Here is a 25,281-nt window from a genome sequence, read left to right on the forward strand (position 1 = left end):
ACAGTCTAAGCGGCTAATATGGCACTTCAATGCTGTTGATCGTCCGGGAACCACGCTTTATGCAAACCGCTTATACCGTCCTGATACTGTTGATGCTGGTTGGCGTTTCGCGCCTGATCGGACGGGTGGTTCCGCTGCCGTTGCCGTTGGTGCAGATTGCCGCTGGGGCTTTGCTCGCCTGGCCGACCCTGGGCCTGCACGTGGCCCTCGACCCCGAACTGTTCCTGTTTCTGTTCCTGCCGCCGCTGTTGTTCTCCGACGGCTGGCGCATGCCCAAGCGCGAATTCTGGCACTTGCGCGGCCCGATCCTGACGCTGGCCGTGGGGCTGGTGCTGTTCACCGTGGTCGGCGCCGGGTATTTCATTCACTGGTTGCTGCCCGGTGTGCCGTTGCCGGTGGCGTTCGCCCTGGCAGCGGTGCTGTCACCGACGGATGCGGTGGCGGTGTCGGCCATTTCCCGCAACAGACTGCCGACGCCCTTGATGCACATATTGCAGGGCGAGGCGCTGATGAACGACGCCTCGGGCCTGGTGACATTCAAGTTTGCCCTGGTGGCGGCGGTGACCGGTGTGTTCTCGCTGGCCAATGCCAGCCTGACGTTCGTGCTGGTCGCTGTCGGTGGCCTGGCGGTCGGGGTGGCCTTGAGTTGGCTGGTCGGCCGTCTGCGGGCGTGGATGATCGAGCGGGGCTGGGATGATCCGGCGACGCATGTGGTGTTCATGTTGCTGCTGCCGTTTGCGGCCTACGTGCTGGCCGAGCGCATGGAAGTGTCGGGCATCCTCTCGGCGGTGGCGGCGGGAATGATGCAGAGCTGGCTCGACCTGTTGCCGCGCCAGACCAACACGCGCTTGCTCAACCGAAGTGTCTGGTCGCTGCTGGAGTTCGCGTTCAACGGTTTGATCTTCCTGCTGTTGGGTTTGCAGTTGCCGGACATCATCAAGGCGGTGGCCAGTCACGAAACTTCGCTATGGCCGACGTTGTTGTATCGCGGGCTCGACGTGGTGGCGATTTTCCTGGTGCTGCTGGCTTTGCGGTTCGTCTGGGTGCAAAGCATCTGGCGATTGTCGGTACTGCTGCGGCGCTTGCGTGGCAAGGGTGACGTGACCCGGGTGCCGACGGCGCGATCCTGTTGGTTGCTGACCGTGGGCGGCGTGCGCGGGGCCGTGACGCTGGCGGGTGTGATGTCGGTGCCGATGCTCATGGGCGGGAGCGCATTTCCCGAGCGCGATCTGCTGATTTTCATCGCCGCCGGGGTGATTCTGCTTTCGTTGATTGCGGCCTGCATCGCGCTGCCACTGTTGTTGCGTGGCATCGAAGCCAGTCCGGACGACAAGCGGCGCAACGAAGTGCGCGACGCTTGGCGCAAGACCGCCGAGGCGGCCATTCATGCGCTTGAGACAGAGGAGGTCAATCCACAGGACGCCGCCCAGTCCGCACTGGCCGTCGAACTCAAGGCGCGGATCATGTCCGAGTACCGACATCAGTTGGAGGTGTTCAACGACTCCGCTGAGGCGCAAGCCCTGGCGTTTCAGATGGACTTGCTGGAACGGCGTTTGCGCTTGAAGGCGCTGCGGGCGCAGCGCCTGGAGTTGTACAGCCTCAGTCGTCATCACCAGATTGGTGATGACGTGTTGCGTGAGGTGTTGGGGGAACTGGATTTGAGTGAGGCCAAACTCGGTCAGGTGAAGTAACACCTGCCCCCCGTGGGGGGGTTATTTGCGGCGCTGGATGAAATCGCGAATCCGCTCGGCTGCTTCAACACACTCTGCCAGCGGCGCAACCAGCGCCATGCGCACACGCCCGGCCCCCGGATTGACGCCATCGACGTCCCGCGACAGGTAAGAGCCTGGCACCACGGTCACGTGCTCCTGCTCGAACAGGTCTCGGCAGAACGCAGCGTCGTCACCGGCGACATTCGGCCACAGGTAGAAACTGCCATCCGGACGCTGTACGTCCAGCACCGGGCTGAGGATTTCCAGCACCGCATCGAACTTCTCGCGATACAGCGCACGGTTGGCGCGTACGTGTACTTCGTCATTCCACGCGGCAACGCTGGCCAGTTGGGTTTGAACCGGCATCGCACAGCCATGGTAGGTGCGATAGAGCAGGAAGCCCTTGAGGACGTCGGCATCACCGGCCACAAAGCCCGAGCGCAGGCCTGGCAGGTTCGAACGCTTGGACAGGCTGTGGAACACCACGCAACGCTTGAAGTCCTTGCGACCCAGTTCCGCGCAAGCGCTGAGCAGGCCTGGTGGCGGCGTTTGTTCGTCGAAGTACAGCTCGCTGTAGCACTCATCGGCGGCAATCACGAAGTCGTATTCGTCGGCCAGGGCGATCAGCTTTTTCAGGGTCTCGACCGGGATCAGGGCGCCGGTCGGATTGCCAGGCGAGCACAGGAACAGGATCTGGCAGCGTTTCCAGATGTCCGGCGATACGGCGTCGAAATCCGGGTTGAAGCCGTTTTCGTCCAGGCATGGCAGGTAATGCGGCTTGGCCCCGGCGAGGAACGCCGCGCCTTCGTAGATCTGGTAGAAGGGGTTCGGGCTGACCACCAGCGCGTCATCGCCACGGTTGACCACGGTCTGGGTGAAGGCGAACAGCGCTTCGCGGGTACCGTTGACCGGCAGCACGTTGCGCGCCGGGTCAATCCAGCCCTTGGGCACATCGAAGCGACGCTCGCACCATGCCGCGATGGCTTCACGCAGCTCCGGGATGCCGAGTGTGGTCGGGTACACGGCCATTTTTTCCAGATTGCTGGCCAGGGCCTCGGCGACAAAGCTTGGCGAACGGTGTTTCGGCTCGCCGATGGACAGCGCGATCGGACGCTTGTCCGGATTGGGCGTCACGCTGCCGAGCAGAGCGCGGAGTTTCTCGAACGGGTAGGGCTGGAGCTGGGACAGAGCGTTGTTCATCGATAAATCTCGTTCGGTGTTGGAGCGGCGCTGGTCCCTGTAGGAGCGAGCTTGCTCGCGATGGTCGTCAACGATAACGCGTTCTTGCCAGAATAACGCGGCGTATTTGAGTTCATCGCGAGCAAGCTCGCTCCTACAAAAGGCGGGCCGTTGTTAAGTCAGATGCTGATGCGCGACAGTTTGATATCAGGTTCCTGGTTGACGCTCAGTTGTTCGACGATCGCATCCTGCAGGCGGCTGCACAGCAACGGGTCGGACAACGGCTGATTGTTGGCGTCGGTGATGAAGAACACGTCTTCCACGCGTTCGCCGAGGGTGGCGATCTTGGCGTTCTGCAACGACAGATCGAACTCCAGGAAGATCGTGCCGATCCGCGCCAGCAGGCCCGGGCGGTCGGGCGCGGTGAGTTCCAGCACCGTCACCGGGCGTTGGGCGTCGTTGTGGATCGTCACTTGTGGTGCAAAGGCGAAATGCTTGAGCTGACGTGGCACCCGGCGCTGGATGATGGTCGGGTAGTTGTCCGGGTTACGCAGGGCTTCGGTCAGACCCTCGCGGATCTGTTTGACCCGCGCCGGATTATCGCCAATCGAGTCGCCGTCGGTGTCGAGCACGATATAGGTGTCGAGGGTGAACTGGCTGCTGGAGGTGATGACCCGGGCGTCGTGAATGTTCAGGTTGAGCTGGTCCATCGTTGCCACGGTCACGGCAAAGAAGTCGTGCTGGTCCGGGGCATAGATGAAGATCTGCGTGCCACCTTCGAACTCGCGCTGGGTGGTTTCCTTGATCAGCACCAGTGGTCCGCCGTCGGCCGGTTGCTGGAGTATCGCGTCGCTGTGCCAGGCCACGTCGCCGGCGGTGTGGCGCAGGAAATAGTCATCACCCAACTGCGCCCACAATTGCTCGACATCGTCCGGGTCGGTGCCGCCGCGCACCAGGATATCCAGGGCGGCGCTCTGGGTCTGGCGGATCTGCTCTTCGCGATCCACCGGGTTCTCCAGGCCACGGCGCAAGGCGCGCTTGGTCTCGGTGTAGAGCTGGCGCAGCAGGCTGGCGCGCCAGGAGTTCCACAGGGTCGGGTTGGTGGCGTTGATGTCGGCGACAGTCAGCACATACAGGTAGTCGAGGCGGGTTTCGTCGCCAACGATCTGGGCGAAATCGTGGATCACCTGCGGGTCGGACAAGTCCTTGCGCTGGGCGGTGGTCGACATCACCAGGTGGTTTTGCACCAGCCACACGATCAGGCGACTGTCCCACGTGGGCAGTTGATGACGCTGGCAAAAGGCCTCGGCATCCACGGCACCGATGTCCGAGTGATCGCCATGCCGGCCTTTGCCGATGTCGTGGTACAGGCCGGCCATGTAGATCAGCTCGGGCTTGGGCAGCTTGCCCATGACTTTGCTGGCCAGCGGGAATTTTTCCGACACCTGGGTGTACTGCAACTTACGCAGGTGTTTGATCAGGTTCAGGGTGTGGGCATCGACCGTATAGATGTGGAACAGGTCGTGTTGCATCTGCCCGACGATAAAGCCGAATTCGGGCAGATAACGCCCAAGGATGCCGTAACGGTTCATTCGCCGCAGGTTGCGGTGGATGCCGATCTTGCATTTGAACAATTCGATAAACAGGCTGGTGTTGCGAATATCGTTGCGGAAGTCGTCGTCGATCAGGTGGCGGTGTTCCCGCAGCAGGCGAATGGTGTCGGCGCGCACACCCTTGATTTCGGGCTGCTGGGCCATCAGCACGAAGATTTCGAGCATGGCGAACGGCGTGCGGCGAAAGACGTTGTCGTTGCGTGCCTCGATGTAGCCGTCATGCAACTGGAAACGCGAGTTGATCGGCTGCGGTGGCGCTTCGTCTTCCGGTGCGAGGATGACTTCCTCGAAGTGCTGGATGATCAGGTCGCTGAGTTGGGCGATGCTCATGACCACCCGATAATACTGTTGCATGAAGTTTTCGATGGCTTGCTTGGCGTCGTCGCCTTTGAAGCCCAACAGCCCGGCAATGGTGCGCTGGTGATCGAACAGCAGGCGGTCTTCGGCGCGGCCGGCCAGCATGTGCAGGGCATAGCGAACCTTCCACAGGAACTCCTGGGAGGAGGCGAGCAGGGCGTTTTCGCTCTCTACCAGGAATCCTTCGCCTGCCAGTGCCCGCAGGTTCAGGGTGCCGTACTCGCGACGGGCCACCCACAGAATCGTCTGGATATCCCGCAGGCCGCCGGGTGAGCCTTTGACGTTGGGTTCCAGGTTGTATTCGGTGTCGTTGTACTTGTGGTGGCGAGCCTTTTGTTCGGCATGCTTGGCCAGGAAGAAGTCCTTGCTCGGCCACATGTGCCCGGTGCTGGTGACGTCCAGCATGCGCTGGCGCAAGCGCTCGGGGCCGGCGATGGTGCGGCTTTCCATCAGGTTGGTGACGACCGTCAGGTCGGCGCGGGCCTCGACGGCGCATTCGTCGACCGAGCGAACGCTCTGGCCGACCTCCAGGCCGATGTCCCACAACAGCGTCAGAAAACGCTCGATGGAATCGCGGAAAACCTCGTGGTCGGCGCTGTCCAGAAGGATCAGCAAGTCGATATCGGAATAAGGGTGCAATTCGCCACGGCCGTAGCCGCCGACCGCGACCAGCGCGATGTCGGCGTCCTCGCTCCAGCTGAACTGCTCCCAGGCCTTTTGCAGGATGTTATCGACGAACCAGGCGCGATCCTCGATCAGCCGGCGAATGTCCCGGCCATTGCGAAAACGCGTGTCGAGCACTTCGCGGGCCTGGCGGATCGCCTTCTTGAAGGCCGCGATCGGGCTTGCCTTCAGGGCCAGTTCAGCCTGGAACTGGCCGCGGTCGAAGAGTTCGGGATCCACCTGCGGCATCGATTGGCTTTCCTTTCTATAGGCGATGTACGGTAGCGGGATCAGGCCGAAACGCGAGGGATGGTGTCATCACTGCGCAGGGTGAAGATCTCGTAACCGGTTTCGGTCACCAGCAGGGTGTGTTCCCACTGTGCCGAGAGCTTGCGGTCCTTGGTGATCGCGGTCCAGCCGTCGCCCAGTACCTTGGTGTCGGCGCGGCCCTGGTTGATCATCGGCTCGATGGTGAAGGTCATGCCGGCCTTCAGTTCCATGCCGGTGCCGGCGCGGCCGTAGTGCAGGATCTGCGGCTCCTCGTGGAACACCTTGCCGATACCATGGCCGCAGAATTCGCGAACCACCGAGAAGCCGTTCTTTTCCGCATGCTTCTGGATAATTTCGCCGATGTCGCCCAGGCGGCAGCCAGGTTTGACGATCTCGATCGCCTTGTACATGCATTCCTGGGTCACCTGGGACAGGCGCTCGGCCCAGACCGGTACGTTGCCGACGTGGAACATCCGGCTGGTATCACCGTGGAAACCGTCCTTGATGACGGTGACGTCGATGTTCAGGGTGTCGCCTTCTTTGAGCGGCTTGTCGTTTGGAATGCCATGGCAGACCACATGGTTGATCGACGTGCAGATCGACTTTGGATAGCCCTTGTAATTGAGCGGGGCAGGGATGGCTTTCTGCTCATTGACGATGTAGTCGTGGCAGATCTGGTTCAGTTGATCGGTGGTAACGCCCGGCTTGACGTATTCGGCAATCATTTCCAGCACATCGGCGGCCAGTTTGCCGGCGATACGCATTTTGGCGATATCCTCGGGGGTTTTGAGGGTGACGGTCATACAGGCTCTCTCTGCGCCAGGCGGCGCTTTCTAGACGGAAGGGGCAATGCGCGATCGAACTTCGCGGCCCTGAAAAATACGATTCTACCAGACGATCAGCGCAAATCTGCGGCTGTGTGCATCGCTTCTCTCTATAGAATGGTGCATTCTTGGCGGATTCCAAGGGGTGGAACAAAACGCTCGCCAGGATTTCAGAATCCGGGTTCCGTTTTGCCCTGTCTTGTGATATAAAATGCGCCGCTTTCCGGGGATGTCCCGGGAAGCCTAAATCCACACACGTGTCGACACGATGACCTGGGTGCCTTCAGCTGATGCTGCTGGTTGGTCATTGGGATACGTGGAGGCCAAACCCGACTTATTAAGGAACTATCATGTCCCAAGTCAACATGCGCGATATGCTGAAGGCCGGTGTGCACTTCGGTCACCAGACCCGTTACTGGAACCCGAAAATGGGCAAGTACATTTTCGGTGCGCGTAACAAGATCCACATCATCAACCTTGAAAAAACCCTGCCAATGTTCAACGAAGCTCTGACTTTCGTAGAGCGTCTGGCCCAGGGCAAAAACAAGATTCTGTTCGTCGGCACCAAGCGTTCCGCTGGCAAGATCGTTGCTGAAGAAGCAGCACGTTGCGGTTCGCCGTACGTCGATCACCGCTGGTTGGGCGGCATGCTGACCAACTTCAAGACCATCCGTGCTTCCATCAAGCGTCTGCGTGACCTTGAAGTACAAGCCGAAGACGGTACTTTCGCCAAGCTGACCAAGAAAGAAGCGCTGATGCGCACTCGTGACCTGGAAAAGCTGGATCGTTCCCTGGGTGGTATCAAGGACATGGGCGGTCTGCCAGACGCTCTGTTCGTTATCGACGTTGATCACGAGCGCATCGCGATCACCGAAGCCAACAAGCTGGGCATCCCGGTTATCGGCGTAGTCGATACCAACAGCAGCCCGGAAGGCGTTGACTACATCATCCCAGGCAACGATGACGCAATCCGCGCTATCCAGCTGTACATGGGTTCGATGGCTGACGCTGTCATCCGCGGTCGCAACAATGTTGCCGGCGGCACCGAAGTTTTCGTTGAAGAAGCTCCGGTAGCAGCAGCTGAGTAATTGACGCCTTGGCGTTGACTCAGTAAGCAAAAAGGGGGCTTGGCCCCCTTTTTGCCACCTCGAAAACCATTTGTCGGCGCCCACTGCTCTATCTGTAACGTGCGGCAGCTAACAAGGGTGGTTCGGGAAGAATTGATCGCCCGTTCGATCGGGTGGAATGGTTGAAAACCTATCCAAGAGGATTTTGAAATGGCAGAGATTACTGCAGCGTTGGTCAAAGAACTGCGCGAGCGTACTGGCGAAGGCATGATGGACTGCAAAAAGGCCTTGACCAAGGCTGGCGGCGACATCGAGAAAGCCATTGATGACATGCGTGCTTCGGGCGCCATCAAGGCTGCCAAGAAAGCCGGCAACGTTGCCGCTGAAGGCGCTATCGCCATCAAGGCTGACGACAAGGCAGCCGTGCTGCTGGAAGTTAACTCGCAGACCGACTTCCTGGCCCTGCAAGACGACTTCAAGAACTTCGTTGCTGCCTGCGTAGAAAAAGCCTTCGACGAAAAACTGACCGACGCAGCTCCGCTGATCGCCGCTCAGGAATCGGCTCGTGAAGCTCTGGTCGCCAAAGTAGGCGAGAACGTCAATATTCGTCGCCTGGTACGCGTAGAGGGCGACGTTGTCGGCACCTACCTGCACGGTAACAAGATCGGTGTTGCTGTTGTTCTCAAGGGCGGCGATGTTCAGCTGGCCAAAGAGATCGCCATGCACGTGGCGGCAAGCAACCCTGAGTTCCTGCTGCCATCGCAGGTTTCGCCAGAAGCCATCGAGCGCGAGAAGGGCGTTTTCCTGACCCTGAACGAAGACAAGATGAAAGGCAAGCCAGCTGAAATCGTCGAGAAGATGATCGCCGGCCGTATCACCAAGTTCCTGGCTGAAGCCAGCCTGGTAGAGCAAGCTTTCGTGATGAACCCGGAAGTCACCGTTGGTGCCCTGGCCAAGAAAGCCGGCGCTGAAATCGTTTCCTTCACTTACTTCAAAGTAGGCGAAGGCATCGAGAAGCCAGTGGACAACTTCGCAGAAGAAGTTGCTGCCCAGCTGGCTGCCGCCAAGCAATAAGACGGTTTTTTAACTGTCGCCCAGAAGAGGCTGCCCGCTCACGCGCGCAGCCTCTTTTCAGATGGGGTATCAATTTTTATTTGGTTTCCCTTTGGAACTGGCTTACAAAGCCATGTTCCGATGGCGCTGAAGCAGTGCCAAGCTAGAGTGAGCGTCAGCTGTAAAACAGCTCGCAAAGAATTTTTTTTTAAAATACGCCGCAGGAGAGATTCGCAATGGCTCAGCAGGGCAGTGGTTATCAGGCTCGCTATAAACGCATTCTACTCAAGCTTAGCGGCGAGGCCCTGATGGGCTCGGAAGAGTTCGGGATCGATCCGAAAGTTCTGGATCGCATGGCATTGGAAGTTGGCCAGCTGGTCGGCATCGGCGTTCAGGTTGGTCTGGTTATCGGTGGTGGCAACCTGTTCCGCGGTGAAGCGCTGAGCAAGGCTGGCATGGACCGGGTCACCGGCGACCACATGGGCATGCTGGCCACTGTGATGAACGCCCTGGCGATGCGCGACGCCCTTGAGCGCGCCAACATCTCGGCCATCGTGATGTCCGCTATTTCCATGGTTGGCGTGACCGATCACTACGATCGTCGCAAGGCCATGCGTCACCTGAATTCCAAGGACGTGGTGATTTTCGCGGCCGGTACCGGCAACCCGTTCTTTACGACGGATTCGGCAGCCTGCCTGCGTGCAATCGAAATCGATGCCGATGTCGTGCTCAAGGCGACCAAGGTCGATGGTGTCTACACCGCTGACCCGTTCAAAGACCCGCATGCCGAGAAGTTCGATCATCTGACTTATGATGAAGTGCTGGATCGCAAGCTGGGTGTGATGGATCTGACGGCCATTTGCCTGTGCCGCGACCACAAGATGCCACTACGCGTATTTAACATGAACAAGCCCGGCGCCCTGCTGAATATCGTACACGGCGGCGCTGAAGGGACCCTGATCGAGGAAGGCGCACAATGATCAACGAAATCAAGAAAGACGCTCAAGAGCGCATGCAGAAGTCCGTGGAGTCGCTCGCGCACAACTTCGGCCGTATTCGTACCGGCCAGGCGCACCCGAGCATCCTGGAAGGTGTGATGGTGCCGTACTACGGCTCCGACACCCCGATCAAGCAAGTGGCCAACATCACCGTCAAGGACGCCCGTACCCTGCAAGTCGTTGCTTTCGAGCGCAACATGCTGGGTGCTGTCGACAAGGCGATCGGTAGCGCAGGTTTGAACCTGAACCCGACCAACCTTGGCGAGTTGCTGTTGATCTCCATGCCTGCCCTGACCGAAGAAACCCGCAAGGGCTTCACCAAGCAGGCTCGTGACGTCGCTGAAGATGCCCGTGTTGCCGTGCGCAACATCCGTCGTGATGCCAACAGCCAGCTCAAGGATCTGGTCAAGGAAAAAGAGATCAGCGAAGACGAAGAGCGTCGTGCGACTGGCGAGATCGACGATCTGACCAAGAAGTTCGTGGCTAAAATCGACGCGGATCTGGCGCAGAAAGAAAAAGACCTGATGGCCGTATAAGGGTCGCGTTTTCATGGAAAAGACTAAGCAGACTGCACCGTCCGCGGTGCCGCGCCATGTCGCGATCATCATGGATGGTAACAATCGCTGGGCGAAAAAACGCTTTATGCCAGGTGTCGCCGGGCATAAAGCGGGCGTGGATGCGGTACGTGCAGTCATTGAAGTCTGCGCCGAGGCCAAGGTCGAAGTGCTGACCCTGTTCGCCTTCTCCAGTGAGAACTGGCAACGTCCGGCCGATGAGGTCAGCGCTTTGATGGATCTGTTCTTCAAGGCGCTGCGTCGTGAGGCCAAGCGCCTCAACGACAACAACATCAGCCTGCGCATCATTGGTGACCGCTCGCGTTTTCATCCAGAGCTGCAGGCTGCCATGCGTGAAGCCGAGGCCATGACGGTTGGTGCCAATCGTTTTGTCCTGCAGATCGCCGCCAATTACGGCGGTCAGTGGGATATCGCGCAAGCTGCGCAACGACTGGCGCGAGAAGTTCAGGCCGGGCACTTGCGTCCGGAAGACATCACGCCTGATCTGCTGCAGACCTGCCTGGTCACGGGCGATCTGCCGTTGCCGGACCTGTGCATCCGCACCGGTGGCGAGCACCGCATCAGCAACTTCCTGCTCTGGCAACTGGCCTATGCCGAGTTGTATTTCTCCGACCTGTTCTGGCCGGACTTCAAACACGATGCCATGCGCAATGCGCTGGCCGATTTCGCTTCCCGCCAGCGCCGCTTCGGTAAAACGAGCGAGCAGGTCGAGGCTGGAGCCCGGGTTTAATGCTTAAACAACGAATCATCACCGCACTGATCCTGCTGCCGATTGCCTTGTGCGGATTCTTTCTGCTTGAAGGTTCCGGTTTTGCACTGTTCATCGGGCTGGTCGTGACCCTTGGTGCCTGGGAATGGGCGCGTCTGGCGGGTTTTGCCGCTCAAGCGTACCGCGTTGGCTATGCCGCTGTGGTCGCTCTGGTGCTGTTCCTCATGTACATCCTGCCCGGCCTCGCGCCTTGGGTATTGGGCGCTTCAGTGCTGTGGTGGGCAGTGGCGACGTATCTGGTGCTGACCTATCCGCGCTCGAGCGAGCAATGGTCCAGTGCGGCGACCAAGTTGGTGATCGGCCTGTTGATTCTGCTGCCGGCCTGGCAAGGTCTGGTGCAGATCAAGCAATATCCGCTGGGTAACTGGCTGATCATGGCGGTGATGGTGTTGGTCTGGGGTGCCGATATTGGCGCCTACTTCTCCGGTCGCGCTTTCGGCAAACGCAAGCTCGCACCACAGGTCAGTCCGGGCAAAAGCTGGGAGGGCGTGTACGGTGGTCTCGCGCTGAGCCTGGTGATTACCACAATCGTTGGTCTGGTACGCGACTGGACGGTGGCCGAGCTGCTCAAAGGGTTGATCGGTGCCGCGCTGATCGTGTTCATTTCGGTGGTGGGTGATCTCACTGAAAGCATGTTCAAGCGTCAGTCCGGGATCAAGGACAGCAGTAATCTGCTTCCGGGTCACGGCGGTGTGCTGGATCGTATCGACAGCCTGACGGCAGCGATTCCGGTGTTTGCGGTGCTGCTGTGGATGGCTGCACCATGAGCCGCCCACAACAGATTACCGTTCTGGGGGCGACCGGCTCGATTGGCCTGAGCACGCTCGACGTCATCGCTCGTCACCCTGATCGATATCAGGTCTTTGCCTTGACTGGCTTCACCCGCTTGAGTGAATTGCTGGCGCTCTGCGTGCGCCATGTCCCGCGATTTGCCGTGGTGCCTGAGATCGCAGCTGCCCGCACCCTGCAAGATGATTTGCGCGCGGCGGGTCTCTCGACCCGTGTTCTGGTGGGTGAGGAAGGTTTGTGTCAGGTCGCTTCCGATCCGGAAGTCGATACGGTCATGGCGGCCATCGTCGGTGCGGCGGGTTTGCGCCCGACACTGGCGGCGGTGGAGGCCGGCAAGAAAATTCTGCTGGCCAATAAAGAGGCGCTGGTCATGTCCGGCGCGCTGTTCATGCAGGCCGTGCGCAAGAGCGGTTCGGTGTTGCTGCCGATCGATAGCGAGCACAACGCCATTTTCCAGTGCATGCCGCTCGATTATGCCCGTGGCCTTGAGGTGGTTGGCGTACGTCGGATTCTGCTGACGGCTTCCGGCGGTCCGTTTCGACAGACGCCCATGGCGGAGCTGGCGAATGTTTCTCCCGATCAGGCGTGTGCTCATCCGAACTGGTCCATGGGGCGAAAAATCTCCGTCGACTCGGCCAGCATGATGAACAAGGGGCTTGAGTTGATCGAAGCCTGCTGGCTGTTCGATGCAAAGCCTTCGCAGGTCGAGGTGGTGATTCACCCGCAAAGTGTGATCCATTCGCTGGTCGACTACGTCGATGGTTCTGTTCTGGCACAGCTGGGTAATCCGGACATGCGCACGCCCATCGCCAATGCCCTGGCCTGGCCGGAGCGGATTGACTCGGGCGTGGCGCCGCTGGACCTGTTTGCCATTGCGCGGCTGGACTTCCAGGCGCCCGATGAAGATCGTTTCCCGTGCCTGCGTCTGGCTCGTCAGGCGGCCGAAGCGGGTAACAGCGCGCCAGCCATGCTCAATGCGGCGAACGAAGTGGCGGTAGCGGCATTTCTCGACGAACGGGTTCGTTACCCGGAAATCGCGAGTATCATCGAGGAAGTACTGAATCTGGAGCCCGTAGTGGCAGTGGATGATCTCGATGCGGTGTTCACGGCAGACGCGAAGGCCCGATTGCTGGCCGGACAATGGTTGAGCCGTCACGGGCGGTAAATGCTGCGGATAGTTGGCCCAGGCAGCAGCGGATAGGAATGCGGAGAAAGTAGATGAGCGCGCTCTATATGATTGTCGGCACCCTGGTCGCTCTGGGTGTGCTGGTTACCTTCCACGAGTTCGGCCATTTTTGGGTCGCGCGTCGCTGTGGGGTCAAAGTGCTGCGTTTCTCCGTAGGCTTCGGCATGCCTTTGCTGCGTTGGCACGACAAGCAGGGCACCGAATTTGTCGTCGCCGCCATCCCGTTGGGCGGCTACGTCAAAATGCTCGACGAGCGCGAAGGTGAAGTACCGCTCGATCAGCTTGATCAATCCTTCAATCGTAAATCCGTTCGTCAGCGCATTGCCATCGTAGCGGCGGGGCCGATTGCCAACTTCCTGCTGGCATTTACGTTCTTCTGGGTATTGGCAATGCTCGGCAGCGAGCAGGTGCGTCCGGTCATCGGCGCTGTCGAGTCCGGGAGTATCGCGGCCAAGGCAGGTTTGAGCCCTGGCCAGGAAATCGTGGCCATTGATGGTGAGGCGACTTCCGGCTGGGCAGCGGTGAACCTGCAACTGGTGCGTCGCCTGGGCGAAAGCGGTTCGTTGCAGATAGTGGTGCGCGAACAGGGTTCCACGGCCGACTCTCCTCGTGAACTTGTGCTGGACAAGTGGCTCAAAGGGGCTGACGAGCCCGACCCTATCCATTCTTTGGGGATTCGTCCATGGCGTCCGGCATTGCCGCCTGTCCTGGCCGAGCTCGATCCAAAGGGGCCGGCCAAGGCTGCCGGCCTGAAGACCGGTGACCGGTTGCTCGCGCTCGATGGTCGTACGCTCGATGACTGGCAGCAGGTTGTCGATACCGTCCGTATGCATCCTGATACCAAAATCATGCTGCGGGTTGAGCGCGACGGTGCTCAGATCGACGTCCCGGTAACACTTGCCGCTCGCGGCGAGAGCAAGTCACCCAGCGGTTATTTGGGGGCAGGGGTGAAAGCGATCGACTGGCCGCCGGAGATGATCCGCGAGGTCAGCTACGGGCCATTGGCAGCAATTGGCGAGGGGGCTCGACGCACCTGGACCATGAGCGTGCTGACCCTCGATTCACTGAAGAAAATGTTGTTCGGCGAGCTCTCGGTAAAAAACTTGAGTGGACCGATAACCATTGCTAAAGTGGCGGGCGCTTCGGCCCAGTCGGGTGTTGCTGATTTCCTGAATTTCCTTGCTTATCTGAGTATTAGCTTGGGCGTTCTGAATTTGTTGCCCATTCCGGTACTGGATGGGGGGCATTTGTTGTTTTATCTGATCGAGTGGGTGCGTGGTCGTCCCTTGTCAGATCGGGTGCAAGGTTGGGGGATACAGATCGGTATCAGTTTGGTGATCGGGGTGATGTTGCTTGCTCTGGTTAATGATCTGGGTCGACTGTAACGCTTCGCTGAATTGCGAATCTGCCGCATTTTGCGGCAGTTTGTTTATTGCCAGTTGGAATAAGAAAGGACTTCATGAAACGTCTGCTGCTAACTGCGGTTCTCACCGTATTGATGATCGCCGAAGTTCACGCCGAGTCCTTCACTATCTCTGATATTCGCGTCAATGGCCTCCAGCGGGTCTCCGCGGGTAGCGTCTTTGGTGCTTTGCCGTTGAACGTCGGTGAACAGGCGGATGATCGTCGCCTGGTGGAATCCACTCGTGCGTTGTTCAAAACCGGTTTCTTTCAAGATATCCAGCTGGGCCGCGATGGCAACGTCCTGGTCATCACGGTAGTCGAGCGCCCGTCGGTCGCCAGTATCGAGATCGAAGGCAACAAGGCGATCTCTACCGAAGACCTGATGAAAGGCCTCAAGCAATCCGGTCTGGCCGAAGGCGAGATCTTCCAGCGTGCCACCCTCGAAGGTGTGCGTAACGAGCTGCAGCGTCAGTACGTCGCCCAGGGTCGCTACTCGGCTACCGTCGACACCGAAGTGGTGCCGCAGCCGCGTAACCGCGTCGGCCTGAAGGTCAACATCAACGAAGGCACCGTTGCGGCTATCCAGCACATCAACGTGGTGGGCAACACGGTCTTCCCTGACGAAGACCTGATCGACCTGTTCGAACTCAAGACCACCAACTGGTTGTCGTTCTTCAAGAACGACGACAAGTACGCCCGTGAAAAGCTGTCCGGTGACCTGGAACGCCTGCGTTCCTACTATCTGGACCGTGGCTACATCAACATGGATATCGCTTCGACTCAGGTCTCCATTACGCCAGACAAGAAGCACGTCTACATCACCGTCAACGTCAACGAAGGCGAGAAGTACACCGTTCGTGACGTCAAGCTCAGCGGTGACCTGAAAGTCCCTGAAGACCAGGTCAAGTCCCTGTTGCTGGTGCAAAAAGGCCAGGTGTTCTCGCGCAAGCTGATGACCACCACCTCCGAACTGATCACCCGTCGCCTGGGTAACGAGGGTTACACCTTCGCCAACGTCAACGGTGTGCCTCAACCGCACGACGAAGATCACACCGTAGACATCCTGTTCGCGGTCGATCCGGGCAAGCGTGCCTACGTGAACCGCATCAACTTCCGTGGCAACACCAAGTCCGAAGACGAAGTGCTGCGTCGTGAAATGCGTCAGATGGAAGGCGGTTGGGCTTCCACTTACCTGATCGACCAATCCAAGACCCGTCTTGAACGTCTGGGCTTCTTCAAGGAAGTCAACGTTGAGACTCCGGCCGTGCCGGGTGTCGATGACCAGGTGGACGTCAACTACAGCGTTGAAGAACAAGCCTCCGGTTCGATTACCGCCAGCGTCGGTTTCGCCCAGAGCGCCGGTCTGATCCTCGGTGGTTCGATCACCCAGAACAACTTCCTGGGTACCGGTAACAAGGTCAGCGTCGGCTTGACCAAAAGCGAATACCAGACCCGCTATAACTTCGGCTTTGTCGACCCCTACTGGACCGCCGATGGCGTGAGCCTGGGTTACAACGCGTTCTACCGCACGACTGACTATGACGAGCTCGATACTGACATCGCCAGCTACGCCGTAGACAGCCTGGGTGCAGGCGTGAGCGTTGGCTACCCGATCAGCGAGACTTCGCGTCTGACCTTTGGCCTGACAGCTCAGCAGGACGAGATCAAGACAGGTGTGTACACCGTTGACGAGATCTTCGACTTCGTTAACAAGGAAGGCGACAAGTACCTGAACTTCAAGGCTTCGGCCGGTTGGTCCGAGTCCACCCTGAACAAGGGTGTGCTCGCTACCCGTGGCCATTCCCAGAGCCTGGTGCTGGAATCCACGATTCCAGGCAGCGACCTGTCGTTCTTCAAGCTCGACTACCGTGGCCAGTTGTTCCAGCCATTGAGCGAGAACTACACCATGCGCCTGCACACCGAGCTGGGTTATGGCGATGGCTACGGGTCGACGGATGGCTTGCCATTCTATGAAAACTACTATGCTGGTGGTTTCAACTCGGTTCGTGGCTTCAAGGACAGCACCCTGGGGCCTCGCAGTACACCAAGTACCGGCAAGAACCCTGGTACAGCGGTCGACCCGGACCAGGATCCGCTGCCGTTCGGTGGTAACGTCCTGATCCAGGGTGGTGTGGAGGTTCTGTTCCCGCTGCCGTTCATCAAGGATCAACGCTCCCTGCGGACCTCGGTATTCTGGGATGTGGGTAACGTGTTCGATTCATCTTGCTCGGATACCACAAACGCGGATGGCTCGAAGTCCAACACCAAGTGCAACGATATCAGTCTGAGCAACATGGCCAGTTCCGTCGGTGTGGGTGTGACCTGGGTCACCGCACTGGGTCCTCTGAGTTTCGCCTTGGCCATGCCAGTCAAGAAACCGGATGACGCTGAAACTCAAGTGTTCCAATTCTCTCTCGGCCAGACGTTCTAAGCGTCTGACCCAAGATAACGACAATGAATTTTGTAGGGGTGCATCGTGCGTAAGTTGACTCAATTGGTTCTCCTGGCCAGCGTACTGGTCGCTGGTCCGGCGTTCGCCGACATGAAAATTGCTGTTCTGAACTATCAGATGGCTCTGCTGGAGTCCGATGCGGCCAAGAAATACGCCGTGGATGCCGAGAAGAAGTTCGGTCCTCAGCTGACCAAGCTCAAGACGCTGGAAAGCAGCGCCAAGGGCATTCAGGACCGCCTGATGGCCGGTGGCGACAAAATGCAGCAGGGCGAGCGCGAGCGTCTGGAGCTTGAATTCAAGCAAAAGGCCCGTGACTTCCAGTTCCAGTCCAAGGAACTGAACGAAGCCAAAGCCGTTGCCGACCGTGAAATGCTGAAGCAGCTCAAGCCGAAACTGGACAGCGCTGTGGAAGAAGTCATCAAGAAAGGTGCTTTTGACCTGGTCTTCGAGCGTGGCGCAGTGATTGATGTCAAGCCTCAGTACGACATCACTCGCCAGGTTATCGAGCGCATGAATCAGCTGAAGTAACTATGACAGCGACTATAAAGCTCGGCCAATTGGCCGAGTTCCTCGGCGCCACGCTACGTGGCGACCCGGAGAAAGAAATTACTGGGCTAGCCACTTTGCAAGAGGCTGGCCCAGCTCAGTTGAGCTTTCTCGCAAACCCTCAATACCGTAAGTACCTGGCAGATAGCCAGGCCGCAGCTCTGTTACTGAAGGCTGCTGATGCTGAAGGTTTTGCCGGTAATGCGCTGATGGTGCCTGATCCGTATCTGGCCTACGCGCGCGTTTCCCACCTGTTCGATCCAAAGCCGAAAGCGGCTGCCGGCATTCACCCGACAGCCGTTGTGGCCGAGGACGCGGTGGTTGACCCGGCTGCGAGTATTGGTGCCTTTGCGGTGATCGAAAGCGCGGCACGTATTGCTGCGGGTGTGACCATCGGTGCGCATTGCTTCATCGGTGCCCGTTGCGAAATTGGCGAAGGCGGCTGGCTGGCCCCGCGGGTCACGCTGTACCACGACGTGCGTATCGGCAAGCGTGTGGTCATTCAATCAGGTGCCGTGCTCGGCGGCGAAGGTTTCGGTTTCGCCAATGAGAAAGGTGTCTGGCAGAAAATCGCCCAGATCGGTGGTGTGTTGGTCGGTGACGATGTGGAGATTGGCGTGAATACCGCTATCGACCGCGGCGCATTGGCCGATACCGTTCTCGGTAATGGTGTGAAGCTCGACAACCAGATCCAGATCGCCCACAACGTTCAGGTCGGTGATCACACCGCCATGGCCGCCTGCGTCGGGATCTCCGGCAGCACCAAAATCGGCAAGCATTGCATGCTCGCTGGCGGTGTAGGGCTGGTGGGGCATATCGAAATTTGCGACAACGTTTTCATCACCGGGATGACCATGGTGACCCACTCGATTACCGAAAAGGGTTCCTATTCTTCCGGAACGGCAATGCAGCCAGCAGCCGAATGGCGCAAAAGCGCGGCTCGCATCCGTCAGCTCGATGACATCGCGCGGCGCCTGCGACAGCTGGAAAAGCGTGTAGGGGAAGTGACCCCTGACGGTAATGCTTCATCAGATGGCTGATACCATTTCCATATCAAGTGTGCACAGCCGTTAGACTGCTTGCTTGATTTGCTAGAGGGGCGTGTGTCAGTCGCGCGCTCCCAATCTTTACATAGGCTTCCCCCCGAAATGATGGACATCAACGAGATTCGCGAATACCTGCCTCACCGTTACCCGTTCCTGCTGGTGGACCGGGTAGTGGAGCTGGATGTTGAAGGCAAGCGCATTCGCGCCTACAAGAATGTCAGCATCAATGAACCGTTCTTCAATGGTCACTTCCCTGCGCATCCAATCATGCCGGGCGTATTGATCATCGAGGCAATGGCTCAGGCTGCCGGGATCCTTGGTTTCAAAATGCTCGACGTGAAACCGGCTGACGGCACGCTCTATTACTTCGTCGGGTCCGACAAGCTGCGCTTCCGCCAGCCGGTTTTGCCGGGCGATCAGCTGATCCTTGAGGCCAAGTTCATCAGCTGCAAGCGTCAGATCTGGAAGTTCGAGTGCCAGGCTTCGGTCGATGGCAAGCCTGTCTGCTCGGCTGAAATCATCTGTGCGGAACGCAAGCTATGAGTTTGATTGACCCTCGTGCAATCATCGATCCGACAGCCGTTCTGGCTGACGGCGTCGAGGTCGGCCCGTGGTCGATCGTCGGCGCAGGTGTGGAAATCGGCGAGGGGACAGTCATCGGGCCGCACGTGATTCTCAAGGGCCCGACCCGAATCGGTAAGCACAATCGCATCTACCAGTTTTCCTCGGTGGGCGAAGACACACCCGACCTGAAGTACAAGGGCGAGGAAACCCGCCTGGTGATCGGTGACCATAACGTCATCCGTGAAGGCGTGACGATTCACCGTGGCACCATCCAGGACCGCTCGGAAACGACCCTGGGCGACCACAATCTGATCATGGCCTATGCCCACATAGGCCACGACAGCGTTATCGGCAACCATTGCATCCTGGTGAACAACACCGCACTGGCGGGCCATGTGCATGTGGAAGACTGGGCGATCCTTTCCGGTTTTACCCTGGTTCACCAGTATTGCCACATTGGCGCCCACAGCTTTTCAGGTATGGGTACAGCGATCGGCAAGGATGTTCCTGCGTATGTCACGGTGTTCGGCAACCCTGCCGAAGCCCGGAGCATGAACTTCGAGGGCATGCGCCGTCGGGGCTTCAGCGAAGATGCGATCCACGCGCTGCGTCGTGCCTACAAGGTGGTGTACCGCCAGGGCCTGACCGTGGAGCAGGCGCTCGCCGAACTGGCGGAGCCTTCTGCGCAGTTCCCGGAAGTAGCGGTGTTCCGTGACTCCATCCAGTCTTCGACCCGCGGCATCACCCGCTAACCATGGCCAATCTGCGTATTGCGCTGGTAGCAGGTGAGGCTTCCGGTGACATTCTGGGTGCGGGTCTCATGCGCGCGCTCAAGGCTCGCCACCCGGCGGTCGAGTTCATCGGTGTCGGTGGTCCGTTGATGCAGGCTGAAGGCCTGACCTCGTATTTCCCGATGGAGCGTCTGTCCGTCATGGGCCTGGTGGAAGTGCTGGGCCGGTTGCGCGAGTTGCTGGCTCGGCGCAAGAAGCTGGTCGCCGACCTGATCGACGCGAAACCCGATGTATTCATCGGTATCGACGCGCCGGACTTCAACCTCAATATCGAACTCAAGCTGCGCCAGGCCGGGATCAAGACGGTGCATTACGTCAGCCCGTCTGTTTGGGCCTGGCGGCAGAAACGCGTGCTGAAGATTCGCGAAGGCTGCGACCTGATGCTCACGCTGTTCCCGTTCGAAGCCAGATTCTACGAAGAGAAAGGCGTGCCGGTGCGTTTCGTCGGCCATACCCTGGCCGATGCCATTCCACTGCAGGCCGATCGCGCTGCTGCGCGGGCCGAACTCGGTTTGCCTGACGGGCCGCTGGTGGCGTTGATGCCAGGCAGCCGTGGCGGTGAAGTTGGCCGGCTCGGTTCATTGTTTCTCGATACGGCGCAACGCCTGCGGGCGTTGCGCCCGGGGGTGCGGTTTGTCATGCCGTGCGCCAGTGCGCAACGTCGCGCACAGCTCGAAGAACTGTTGGCCGGTCGCGATCTGCCGCTGACCCTGCTCGACGGGCAGTCTCATCTGGCCCTGGCAGCGTGTGATGCGGTGTTGATTGCCTCCGGTACCGCGACGCTTGAAGCGTTGCTGTACAAGCGACCGATGGTGGTCGCCTATCGCCTGGCGCCGCTGACGTTCTGGATTCTCAAGCGCATGGTGAAAAGCCCCTACATTTCGTTGCCGAACCTGTTGGCCCAACGTCTGTTGGTGCCCGAGTTGTTGCAGGACGATGCCACGGTCGAAGCGCTGGCCCAGACCTTGTCGCCACTGATCGAGGATGGGGAAGAGCAGACCCGCGGTTTTGACGAGATTCACCGGACCCTGCGTCTGGATGCCTCCAACCAGGCTGCGGACGCAGTGCTGAACCTGGTCGGCCAAGTAAAATGAGTAAAACGAATATGCAGATGGGGCTGGATTTCACCTTGGTCGCTGAAATCGAAGAGTTGGTTGCCGGTGTCGATGAGGTGGGTCGCGGTCCGCTCTGTGGTGCGGTGGTGACAGCGGCGGTGATCCTCGATCCGAACCGCCCGATCCTCGGCCTGAATGACTCGAAGAAACTCACCGAAGCCCGTCGCGAAAAGCTCTACGACGAAATCTGCGAAAAAGCCCTGAGCTGGTGCATCGCTCGCGCCGAAGTCGAAGAAATCGACGAACTGAATATCCTGCACGCCACCATGTTGGCCATGCAGCGCGCGGTCGCCGGGCTGCACGTTCAGCCGAAGCTGGCGATGATCGACGGCAATCGTTGCCCGAAACTGCCGATGCGCTCCGAAGCCGTGGTCAAGGGCGATAGCAAGGTTCCAGCCATCGCCGCCGCATCGATTCTGGCCAAGGTCAGCCGTGATCGTGAAATGGCCGCGTTCGAATTGATCTACCCGGGTTACGGCATCGGCGGGCACAAAGGCTACCCGACCCCCGTTCATCTGGAAGCGCTTGCACGGCTTGGGCCGACCCCGATTCATCGGCGTTCGTTTGCCCCGGTGCGGCTGGCGTATGAGGCGCTAGAGAGCGCCGTAGAGAGTTAGTCGCAAGGCTGATTTTTTTTACCAAGGCCCGGTACAATCCGGGCCTTGTTGTCTTCATGTTTATAGACAGGATCACTATGCCGGCTTCATTCGTTCACCTACGCCTGCACACTGAATACTCCCTGGTCGACGGTCTGGTGCGGATCAAACCGCTGGTCAAGACCCTGGTGGGCATGAACATGCCTGCCGTGGCGGTCACCGACCAGAACAACATGTGTTCCCTGGTCAAATTCTATAAAAACGCCATGGGTGCCGGGATCAAGCCGATCTGCGGCGCCGACCTGTGGCTGTCGAACAAGGATCCGGACAACCCCCTGAGCCGGATCAGCCTGCTGGTGATGAACGCCGAAGGCTATCGCAACCTCACCGAACTGATTTCCCGCGGCTTTATCGATGGTCAGCGCAACGGCGCGATCATCATCGAGCGCGAATGGGTCGCTGAAGCCAACTCGGGCTTGATCATGCTGTCGGCGGCCAAAGAAGGCGAGATCGGCCAGGCCATGCTCAGCGGCAACCCCGCCGAGGCCGAAACCCTGGCCCGCGAATGGATGGACGTGTTTCCGGATCGTTTCTATCTGGAAATCCAGCGCACCAACCGCCCCAACGATGAAGAACAACTGCACGGTGCCGTGGCCCTGGCCGAGAAGCTCGGTGCGCCGCTGGTGGCGACCAACGACGTGCGCTTCATCAAGCAGGAAGACTTCGCTGCCCACGAAACCCGCGTTTGCATCGGTGAGGGCCGCGCCCTCGACGATCCGCGGCGTTCGAAGAATTACAGCGATCAGCAGTATCTCAAAAGCGCCGAGGAAATGGCCGAGCTGTTCAGCGACATTCCCGAAGCGCTGGAAAACACCGTCGAGATCGCCAAGCGCTGCAACATTGAAGTGAAGCTGGGCACGCACTTCCTGCCCAACTTCCCGATCCCTGATGGCATGACCATCGACGAATACTTCCGCAAGGTGTCCTTCGACGGCCTGGAAGAGCGCCTTGCCGTTCTGCTGCCCAAGGACACCACCGAAGACTACGAGGCCAAGCGCCAGGTCTATGTCGACCGGCTGAATTTCGAGCTGGATATCATCATCCAGATGGGGTTCCCCGGTTACTTCCTGATCGTGATGGACTTTATCCAGTGGGCCAAGAACAACGGCGTACCGGTGGGTCCTGGCCGTGGATCGGGTGCCGGGTCGCTGGTGGCCTATGTGCAGAAGATCACCGACCTCGACCCGCTGGAATATGACCTGCTGTTCGAACGATTCCTCAACCCGGAACGGGTGTCGATGCCCGACTTCGACGTCGACTTCTGCATGGACGGTCGCGACCGGGTAATCGACTACGTAGCCGAGAAGTACGGCCGCAACGCCGTGAGCCAGATCATCACCTTCGGTTCCATGGCGGCAAAGGCCGTGGTCCGCGACGTGGCGCGGGTGCAGGGCAAGTCCTATGGCCTGGCGGATCGTCTGTCGAAGATGATTCCGTTCGAAGTCGGCATGACCCTGGAAAAGGCCTATGAGCAGGAAGAGATCCTGCGCGATTTCATCAAGGTCGATGAAGAGGCCGCGGAAATCTGGGAGATGGCCCGCAAGCTTGAAGGCGTTGTGCGTAACGTCGGCAAGCACGCCGGTGGTGTGGTAATCGCCCCGACCAAGCTGACCGACTTCTCGCCGATCTATTGCGACGAAGCCGGTGATGGCTTGGTAACCCAGTTCGACAAGGATGACGTCGAGGCGGCCGGCCTGGTGAAGTTCGACTTCCTCGGCCTGCGGACCCTGACGATCATCGACTGGGCGCTGAAAACCATCAACCGCGACCGTGCCAAGGTCAACGAACCGCCGCTGGATATCGCGTTCATCCCGCTGGATGACAAACCGACCTACACCTTGCTGCAAAAAGCCGAAACCACGGCGGTGTTCCAGCTTGAATCCCGGGGCATGAAGGAGCTGATCAAAAAGCTCAAGCCCGACTGCCTGGAAGACTTGATCGCACTGGTGGCACTGTTCCGTCCGGGCCCGCTGCAATCGGGCATGGTGGACGACTTCATCAACCGTAAACACGGTCGCGCCGAGCTGGCGTATCCGCACTCGGACTACCAGTACGAAGGTCTCAAACCGGTACTGGCACCGACTTACGGCATCATCCTGTACCAGGAACAGGTGATGCAGATTGCCCAGGTCATGGCCGGTTACACCCTCGGTGGTGCGGACATGCTGCGTCGAGCCATGGGTAAGAAAAAACCCGAGGAAATGGCCAAGCAGCGCGGTGGCTTCATTGAAGGTTGCGCCACCAACAACATCGACGCGGACCTCGCCGGTAACATTTTCGATCTGGTGGAAAAATTCGCCGGTTACGGCTTCAACAAATCCCACTCCGCCGCCTATGGCCTGGTGTCGTACCAGACCGCATGGCTGAAGACGCACTACCCGGCGCCGTTCATGGCCGCGGTACTCTCTGCGGATATGCACAACACCGACAAGGTCGTGACCTTGATCGAAGAAGTGCGGACGATGAAGCTGCGTCTCGACGCGCCGGACGTGAACACCTCCGAATTCAAGTTCACGGTGAACGACGAAGGCCGGATCATTTACGGCCTGGGCGCCATCAAGGGCGTGGGTGAAGGCCCGGTCGAGGCGATCACCGAAGCGCGTCTGGCCGGTCCGTTCAAGGATCTGTTCGATTTCTGCGCACGGGTCGACCTCAAGCGCATCAACAAGCGCACCCTCGACGGTTTGATCCGCAGCGGCGCCCTGGATCGCCTCGGGCCGTATTTCCACGACGAGCAGAAAGCCTACCAGGCCAACATCGACCGCAATCGCGCGGTGCTGCTGACGGCCATGGAAGAAGCGATCAAGGCGGCCGAACAGACCGCGCGCACCCAGGACAGCGGTCACTCCGACCTGTTTGGCGGTCTGTTTGTCGAAGAAGACGCCGACGTCTACGCCAATCACCGCAAGGCCAAGGAGCTGACCCTCAAGGAGCGCCTGAAGGGGGAGAAAGATACCCTCGGCCTGTACCTGACCGGTCACCCGATCGACGAATACGAAGGTGAAATCCGTCGCTTCGCCCGCCAGCGCATCATCGACCTGAAACCGGCGCGTGATACCCAGACCGTTGCCGGGATGATCATCGCCTTGCGGGTGATGAAGAACAAAAAGGGCGACAAGATGGGGTTCATCACCCTCGACGACCGCTCCGGACGGATCGAGGCCTCGCTGTTTTCCGAGGCGTTCCATTCCGCGCAGTCACTGTTGCAGACCGACGCGATGGTGGTGGTCGAAGGCGAGGTCAGCAACGACGATTTCTCCGGTGGCCTGAAGTTGCGGGTCAAGCGGGTGATGAGCATGGAGGATGCGCGCACCAATCTGGCCGAAAGCCTGCGCCTGAAGTTGCATACCAAGGACCTCAAGGGCGATCAGCTACGCTGGCTGGGTGAACTGTTGAAGCGTCACCGCGGCGCGTGCCCGATCACCTTGGACTACACCAGCCCCGATGCGAAGGCCTTGTTGCAGTTCGGCGAAGGCTGGCGAATCGATCCGGCGGATGCGTTGATTCAAGCCCTGCGTGACCAGTTCGGGCGAGACAACGTCTTCCTCCAATACCGTTGACGGTCAGTGCTATCAGATTGCCCTGACCTTGACCTGAATTTTTAATCTCGACCTCAACGCGCCCGTCCCTTAAGGTAGGGCGCGAATAGACA

General features: G+C 59.2%; 20 protein-coding genes. 17 read left to right on the forward strand and 3 right to left on the reverse strand.

Going from position 1 to position 25,281, the window contains the following annotated elements:
• Window positions 1-59: 59 nt before the first annotated feature.
• Window positions 60-1,691: a Na+/H+ antiporter gene (locus AC1RDQ_RS16840; RefSeq protein ID WP_492587754.1), complete on the forward strand. Its 1,632-nt coding sequence runs from the start codon at window positions 60-62 to the stop codon at window positions 1,689-1,691.
• A 21-nt stretch (window positions 1,692-1,712) separates the two neighbouring features.
• Here AC1RDQ_RS16840 and dapC read toward each other — a convergent pair whose 3' ends face one another.
• From dapC to map, 3 genes are all read right to left on the reverse strand, one after another.
• Window positions 1,713-2,912: a succinyldiaminopimelate transaminase gene (dapC, locus tag AC1RDQ_RS16845; protein ID WP_223502392.1), complete on the reverse strand. Its 1,200-nt coding sequence runs from the start codon at window positions 2,910-2,912 to the stop codon at window positions 1,713-1,715.
• 158 nt (window positions 2,913-3,070) lie between these two features.
• Complete coding sequence (locus AC1RDQ_RS16850; RefSeq protein WP_057716175.1) at window positions 3,071-5,773, reverse strand: [protein-PII] uridylyltransferase; 2,703 nt, start codon at window positions 5,771-5,773, stop codon at window positions 3,071-3,073.
• A gap of 41 nt (window positions 5,774-5,814) precedes the next feature.
• Window positions 5,815-6,597, reverse strand: a complete 783-nt coding sequence (gene map, locus AC1RDQ_RS16855) for a type I methionyl aminopeptidase (protein WP_349733422.1) — start codon at window positions 6,595-6,597, stop codon at window positions 5,815-5,817.
• Between the two features lie 371 nt (window positions 6,598-6,968).
• On the opposite strand from map, the gene rpsB reads away from it, so the two are divergent.
• From rpsB to dnaE, 16 genes are all read left to right on the forward strand, one after another.
• Window positions 6,969-7,706 carry a 30S ribosomal protein S2 gene (gene rpsB / locus AC1RDQ_RS16860; RefSeq protein WP_007978390.1) on the forward strand — a complete coding sequence of 246 codons (738 nt, stop codon included), beginning with the start codon at window positions 6,969-6,971 and terminating at the stop codon, window positions 7,704-7,706.
• 189 nt (window positions 7,707-7,895) lie between these two features.
• The gene (tsf, locus tag AC1RDQ_RS16865; RefSeq protein WP_008052779.1) at window positions 7,896-8,759 is read left to right on the forward strand and encodes a translation elongation factor Ts; all 864 of its coding nucleotides are present in this window, start codon (window positions 7,896-7,898) and stop codon (window positions 8,757-8,759) included.
• Window positions 8,760-8,974: 215 nt separating this feature from the next.
• Window positions 8,975-9,718, forward strand: coding sequence for a UMP kinase (gene pyrH / locus AC1RDQ_RS16870; RefSeq protein WP_056720982.1), 744 nt, complete (start codon window positions 8,975-8,977; stop codon window positions 9,716-9,718).
• Window positions 9,715-10,272 carry a ribosome recycling factor gene (gene frr, locus AC1RDQ_RS16875; protein ID WP_008000041.1) on the forward strand — a complete coding sequence of 186 codons (558 nt, stop codon included), beginning with the start codon at window positions 9,715-9,717 and terminating at the stop codon, window positions 10,270-10,272. The genes pyrH and frr overlap by 4 nt, the downstream gene beginning before the upstream one ends.
• A gap of 13 nt (window positions 10,273-10,285) precedes the next feature.
• Window positions 10,286-11,041: a polyprenyl diphosphate synthase gene (gene uppS, locus AC1RDQ_RS16880; RefSeq protein WP_057716173.1), complete on the forward strand. Its 756-nt coding sequence runs from the start codon at window positions 10,286-10,288 to the stop codon at window positions 11,039-11,041.
• Window positions 11,041-11,847: a phosphatidate cytidylyltransferase gene (locus AC1RDQ_RS16885; RefSeq protein WP_057716172.1), complete on the forward strand. Its 807-nt coding sequence runs from the start codon at window positions 11,041-11,043 to the stop codon at window positions 11,845-11,847. Before uppS ends, AC1RDQ_RS16885 begins: the two co-directional genes overlap by 1 nt.
• Window positions 11,844-13,034 (forward strand): 1-deoxy-D-xylulose-5-phosphate reductoisomerase, encoded by a 1,191-nt coding sequence (ispC, locus tag AC1RDQ_RS16890; RefSeq protein ID WP_492587755.1) that lies wholly within the window; start codon window positions 11,844-11,846, stop codon window positions 13,032-13,034. Before AC1RDQ_RS16885 ends, ispC begins: the two co-directional genes overlap by 4 nt.
• 53 nt (window positions 13,035-13,087) lie before the next feature.
• Window positions 13,088-14,440: a sigma E protease regulator RseP gene (gene rseP, locus AC1RDQ_RS16895; protein ID WP_407514168.1), complete on the forward strand. Its 1,353-nt coding sequence runs from the start codon at window positions 13,088-13,090 to the stop codon at window positions 14,438-14,440.
• A 74-nt stretch (window positions 14,441-14,514) separates the two neighbouring features.
• On the forward strand, window positions 14,515-16,890 hold the full coding sequence (gene bamA, locus AC1RDQ_RS16900; protein WP_150812907.1) for an outer membrane protein assembly factor BamA: 2,376 nt from the start codon (window positions 14,515-14,517) through the stop codon (window positions 16,888-16,890).
• 45 nt (window positions 16,891-16,935) lie between these two features.
• Entirely contained in the window at window positions 16,936-17,439 is a 504-nt protein-coding gene (locus AC1RDQ_RS16905) for an OmpH/Skp family outer membrane protein (protein WP_007990260.1), read from the forward strand.
• A 2-nt stretch (window positions 17,440-17,441) separates the two neighbouring features.
• On the forward strand, window positions 17,442-18,497 hold the full coding sequence (gene lpxD / locus AC1RDQ_RS16910; protein ID WP_090453388.1) for a UDP-3-O-(3-hydroxymyristoyl)glucosamine N-acyltransferase: 1,056 nt from the start codon (window positions 17,442-17,444) through the stop codon (window positions 18,495-18,497).
• Window positions 18,498-18,605: 108 nt separating this feature from the next.
• Window positions 18,606-19,046 carry a 3-hydroxyacyl-ACP dehydratase FabZ gene (gene fabZ / locus AC1RDQ_RS16915; RefSeq protein ID WP_007978374.1) on the forward strand — a complete coding sequence of 147 codons (441 nt, stop codon included), beginning with the start codon at window positions 18,606-18,608 and terminating at the stop codon, window positions 19,044-19,046.
• On the forward strand, window positions 19,043-19,819 hold the full coding sequence (lpxA, locus tag AC1RDQ_RS16920) for an acyl-ACP--UDP-N-acetylglucosamine O-acyltransferase (RefSeq protein WP_057716167.1): 777 nt from the start codon (window positions 19,043-19,045) through the stop codon (window positions 19,817-19,819). The genes fabZ and lpxA overlap by 4 nt, the downstream gene beginning before the upstream one ends.
• A gap of 2 nt (window positions 19,820-19,821) precedes the next feature.
• Window positions 19,822-20,952: a lipid-A-disaccharide synthase gene (gene lpxB, locus AC1RDQ_RS16925; RefSeq protein ID WP_492587756.1), complete on the forward strand. Its 1,131-nt coding sequence runs from the start codon at window positions 19,822-19,824 to the stop codon at window positions 20,950-20,952.
• Window positions 20,953-20,963: 11 nt separating this feature from the next.
• A complete protein-coding gene (gene rnhB, locus AC1RDQ_RS16930; RefSeq protein ID WP_150812975.1) occupies window positions 20,964-21,590 on the forward strand; it encodes a ribonuclease HII in 627 nt (208 codons plus the stop codon).
• 77 nt (window positions 21,591-21,667) lie between these two features.
• Window positions 21,668-25,189 carry a DNA polymerase III subunit alpha gene (gene dnaE, locus AC1RDQ_RS16935; RefSeq protein WP_492587757.1) on the forward strand — a complete coding sequence of 1,174 codons (3,522 nt, stop codon included), beginning with the start codon at window positions 21,668-21,670 and terminating at the stop codon, window positions 25,187-25,189.
• Window positions 25,190-25,281 lie beyond the last annotated feature (92 nt).

This window comes from Pseudomonas sp. GW823-FHT02E01 (assembly GCF_058797535.1).

What these genes read in the sequence shown, in the direction of transcription:
- AC1RDQ_RS16840 (WP_492587754.1), top strand. Translation starts at nt 60, where the DNA reads ATGCAAACCGCTTATACCGTCCTGATACTGTTGATGCTGGTTGGCGTT.
- dapC (WP_223502392.1), bottom strand. Translation starts at nt 2,912, where the DNA reads ATGAACAACGCTCTGTCCCAGCTCCAGCCCTACCCGTTCGAGAAACTC.
- AC1RDQ_RS16850 (WP_057716175.1), bottom strand. Translation starts at nt 5,773, where the DNA reads ATGCCGCAGGTGGATCCCGAACTCTTCGACCGCGGCCAGTTCCAGGCT.
- map (WP_349733422.1), bottom strand. Translation starts at nt 6,597, where the DNA reads ATGACCGTCACCCTCAAAACCCCCGAGGATATCGCCAAAATGCGTATC.
- rpsB (WP_007978390.1), top strand. Translation starts at nt 6,969, where the DNA reads ATGTCCCAAGTCAACATGCGCGATATGCTGAAGGCCGGTGTGCACTTC.
- tsf (WP_008052779.1), top strand. Translation starts at nt 7,896, where the DNA reads ATGGCAGAGATTACTGCAGCGTTGGTCAAAGAACTGCGCGAGCGTACT.
- pyrH (WP_056720982.1), top strand. Translation starts at nt 8,975, where the DNA reads ATGGCTCAGCAGGGCAGTGGTTATCAGGCTCGCTATAAACGCATTCTA.
- frr (WP_008000041.1), top strand. Translation starts at nt 9,715, where the DNA reads ATGATCAACGAAATCAAGAAAGACGCTCAAGAGCGCATGCAGAAGTCC.
- uppS (WP_057716173.1), top strand. Translation starts at nt 10,286, where the DNA reads ATGGAAAAGACTAAGCAGACTGCACCGTCCGCGGTGCCGCGCCATGTC.
- AC1RDQ_RS16885 (WP_057716172.1), top strand. Translation starts at nt 11,041, where the DNA reads ATGCTTAAACAACGAATCATCACCGCACTGATCCTGCTGCCGATTGCC.
- ispC (WP_492587755.1), top strand. Translation starts at nt 11,844, where the DNA reads ATGAGCCGCCCACAACAGATTACCGTTCTGGGGGCGACCGGCTCGATT.
- rseP (WP_407514168.1), top strand. Translation starts at nt 13,088, where the DNA reads ATGAGCGCGCTCTATATGATTGTCGGCACCCTGGTCGCTCTGGGTGTG.
- bamA (WP_150812907.1), top strand. Translation starts at nt 14,515, where the DNA reads ATGAAACGTCTGCTGCTAACTGCGGTTCTCACCGTATTGATGATCGCC.
- lpxD (WP_090453388.1), top strand. Translation starts at nt 17,442, where the DNA reads ATGACAGCGACTATAAAGCTCGGCCAATTGGCCGAGTTCCTCGGCGCC.
- fabZ (WP_007978374.1), top strand. Translation starts at nt 18,606, where the DNA reads ATGATGGACATCAACGAGATTCGCGAATACCTGCCTCACCGTTACCCG.
- lpxA (WP_057716167.1), top strand. Translation starts at nt 19,043, where the DNA reads ATGAGTTTGATTGACCCTCGTGCAATCATCGATCCGACAGCCGTTCTG.
- lpxB (WP_492587756.1), top strand. Translation starts at nt 19,822, where the DNA reads ATGGCCAATCTGCGTATTGCGCTGGTAGCAGGTGAGGCTTCCGGTGAC.
- rnhB (WP_150812975.1), top strand. Translation starts at nt 20,964, where the DNA reads ATGCAGATGGGGCTGGATTTCACCTTGGTCGCTGAAATCGAAGAGTTG.
- dnaE (WP_492587757.1), top strand. Translation starts at nt 21,668, where the DNA reads ATGCCGGCTTCATTCGTTCACCTACGCCTGCACACTGAATACTCCCTG.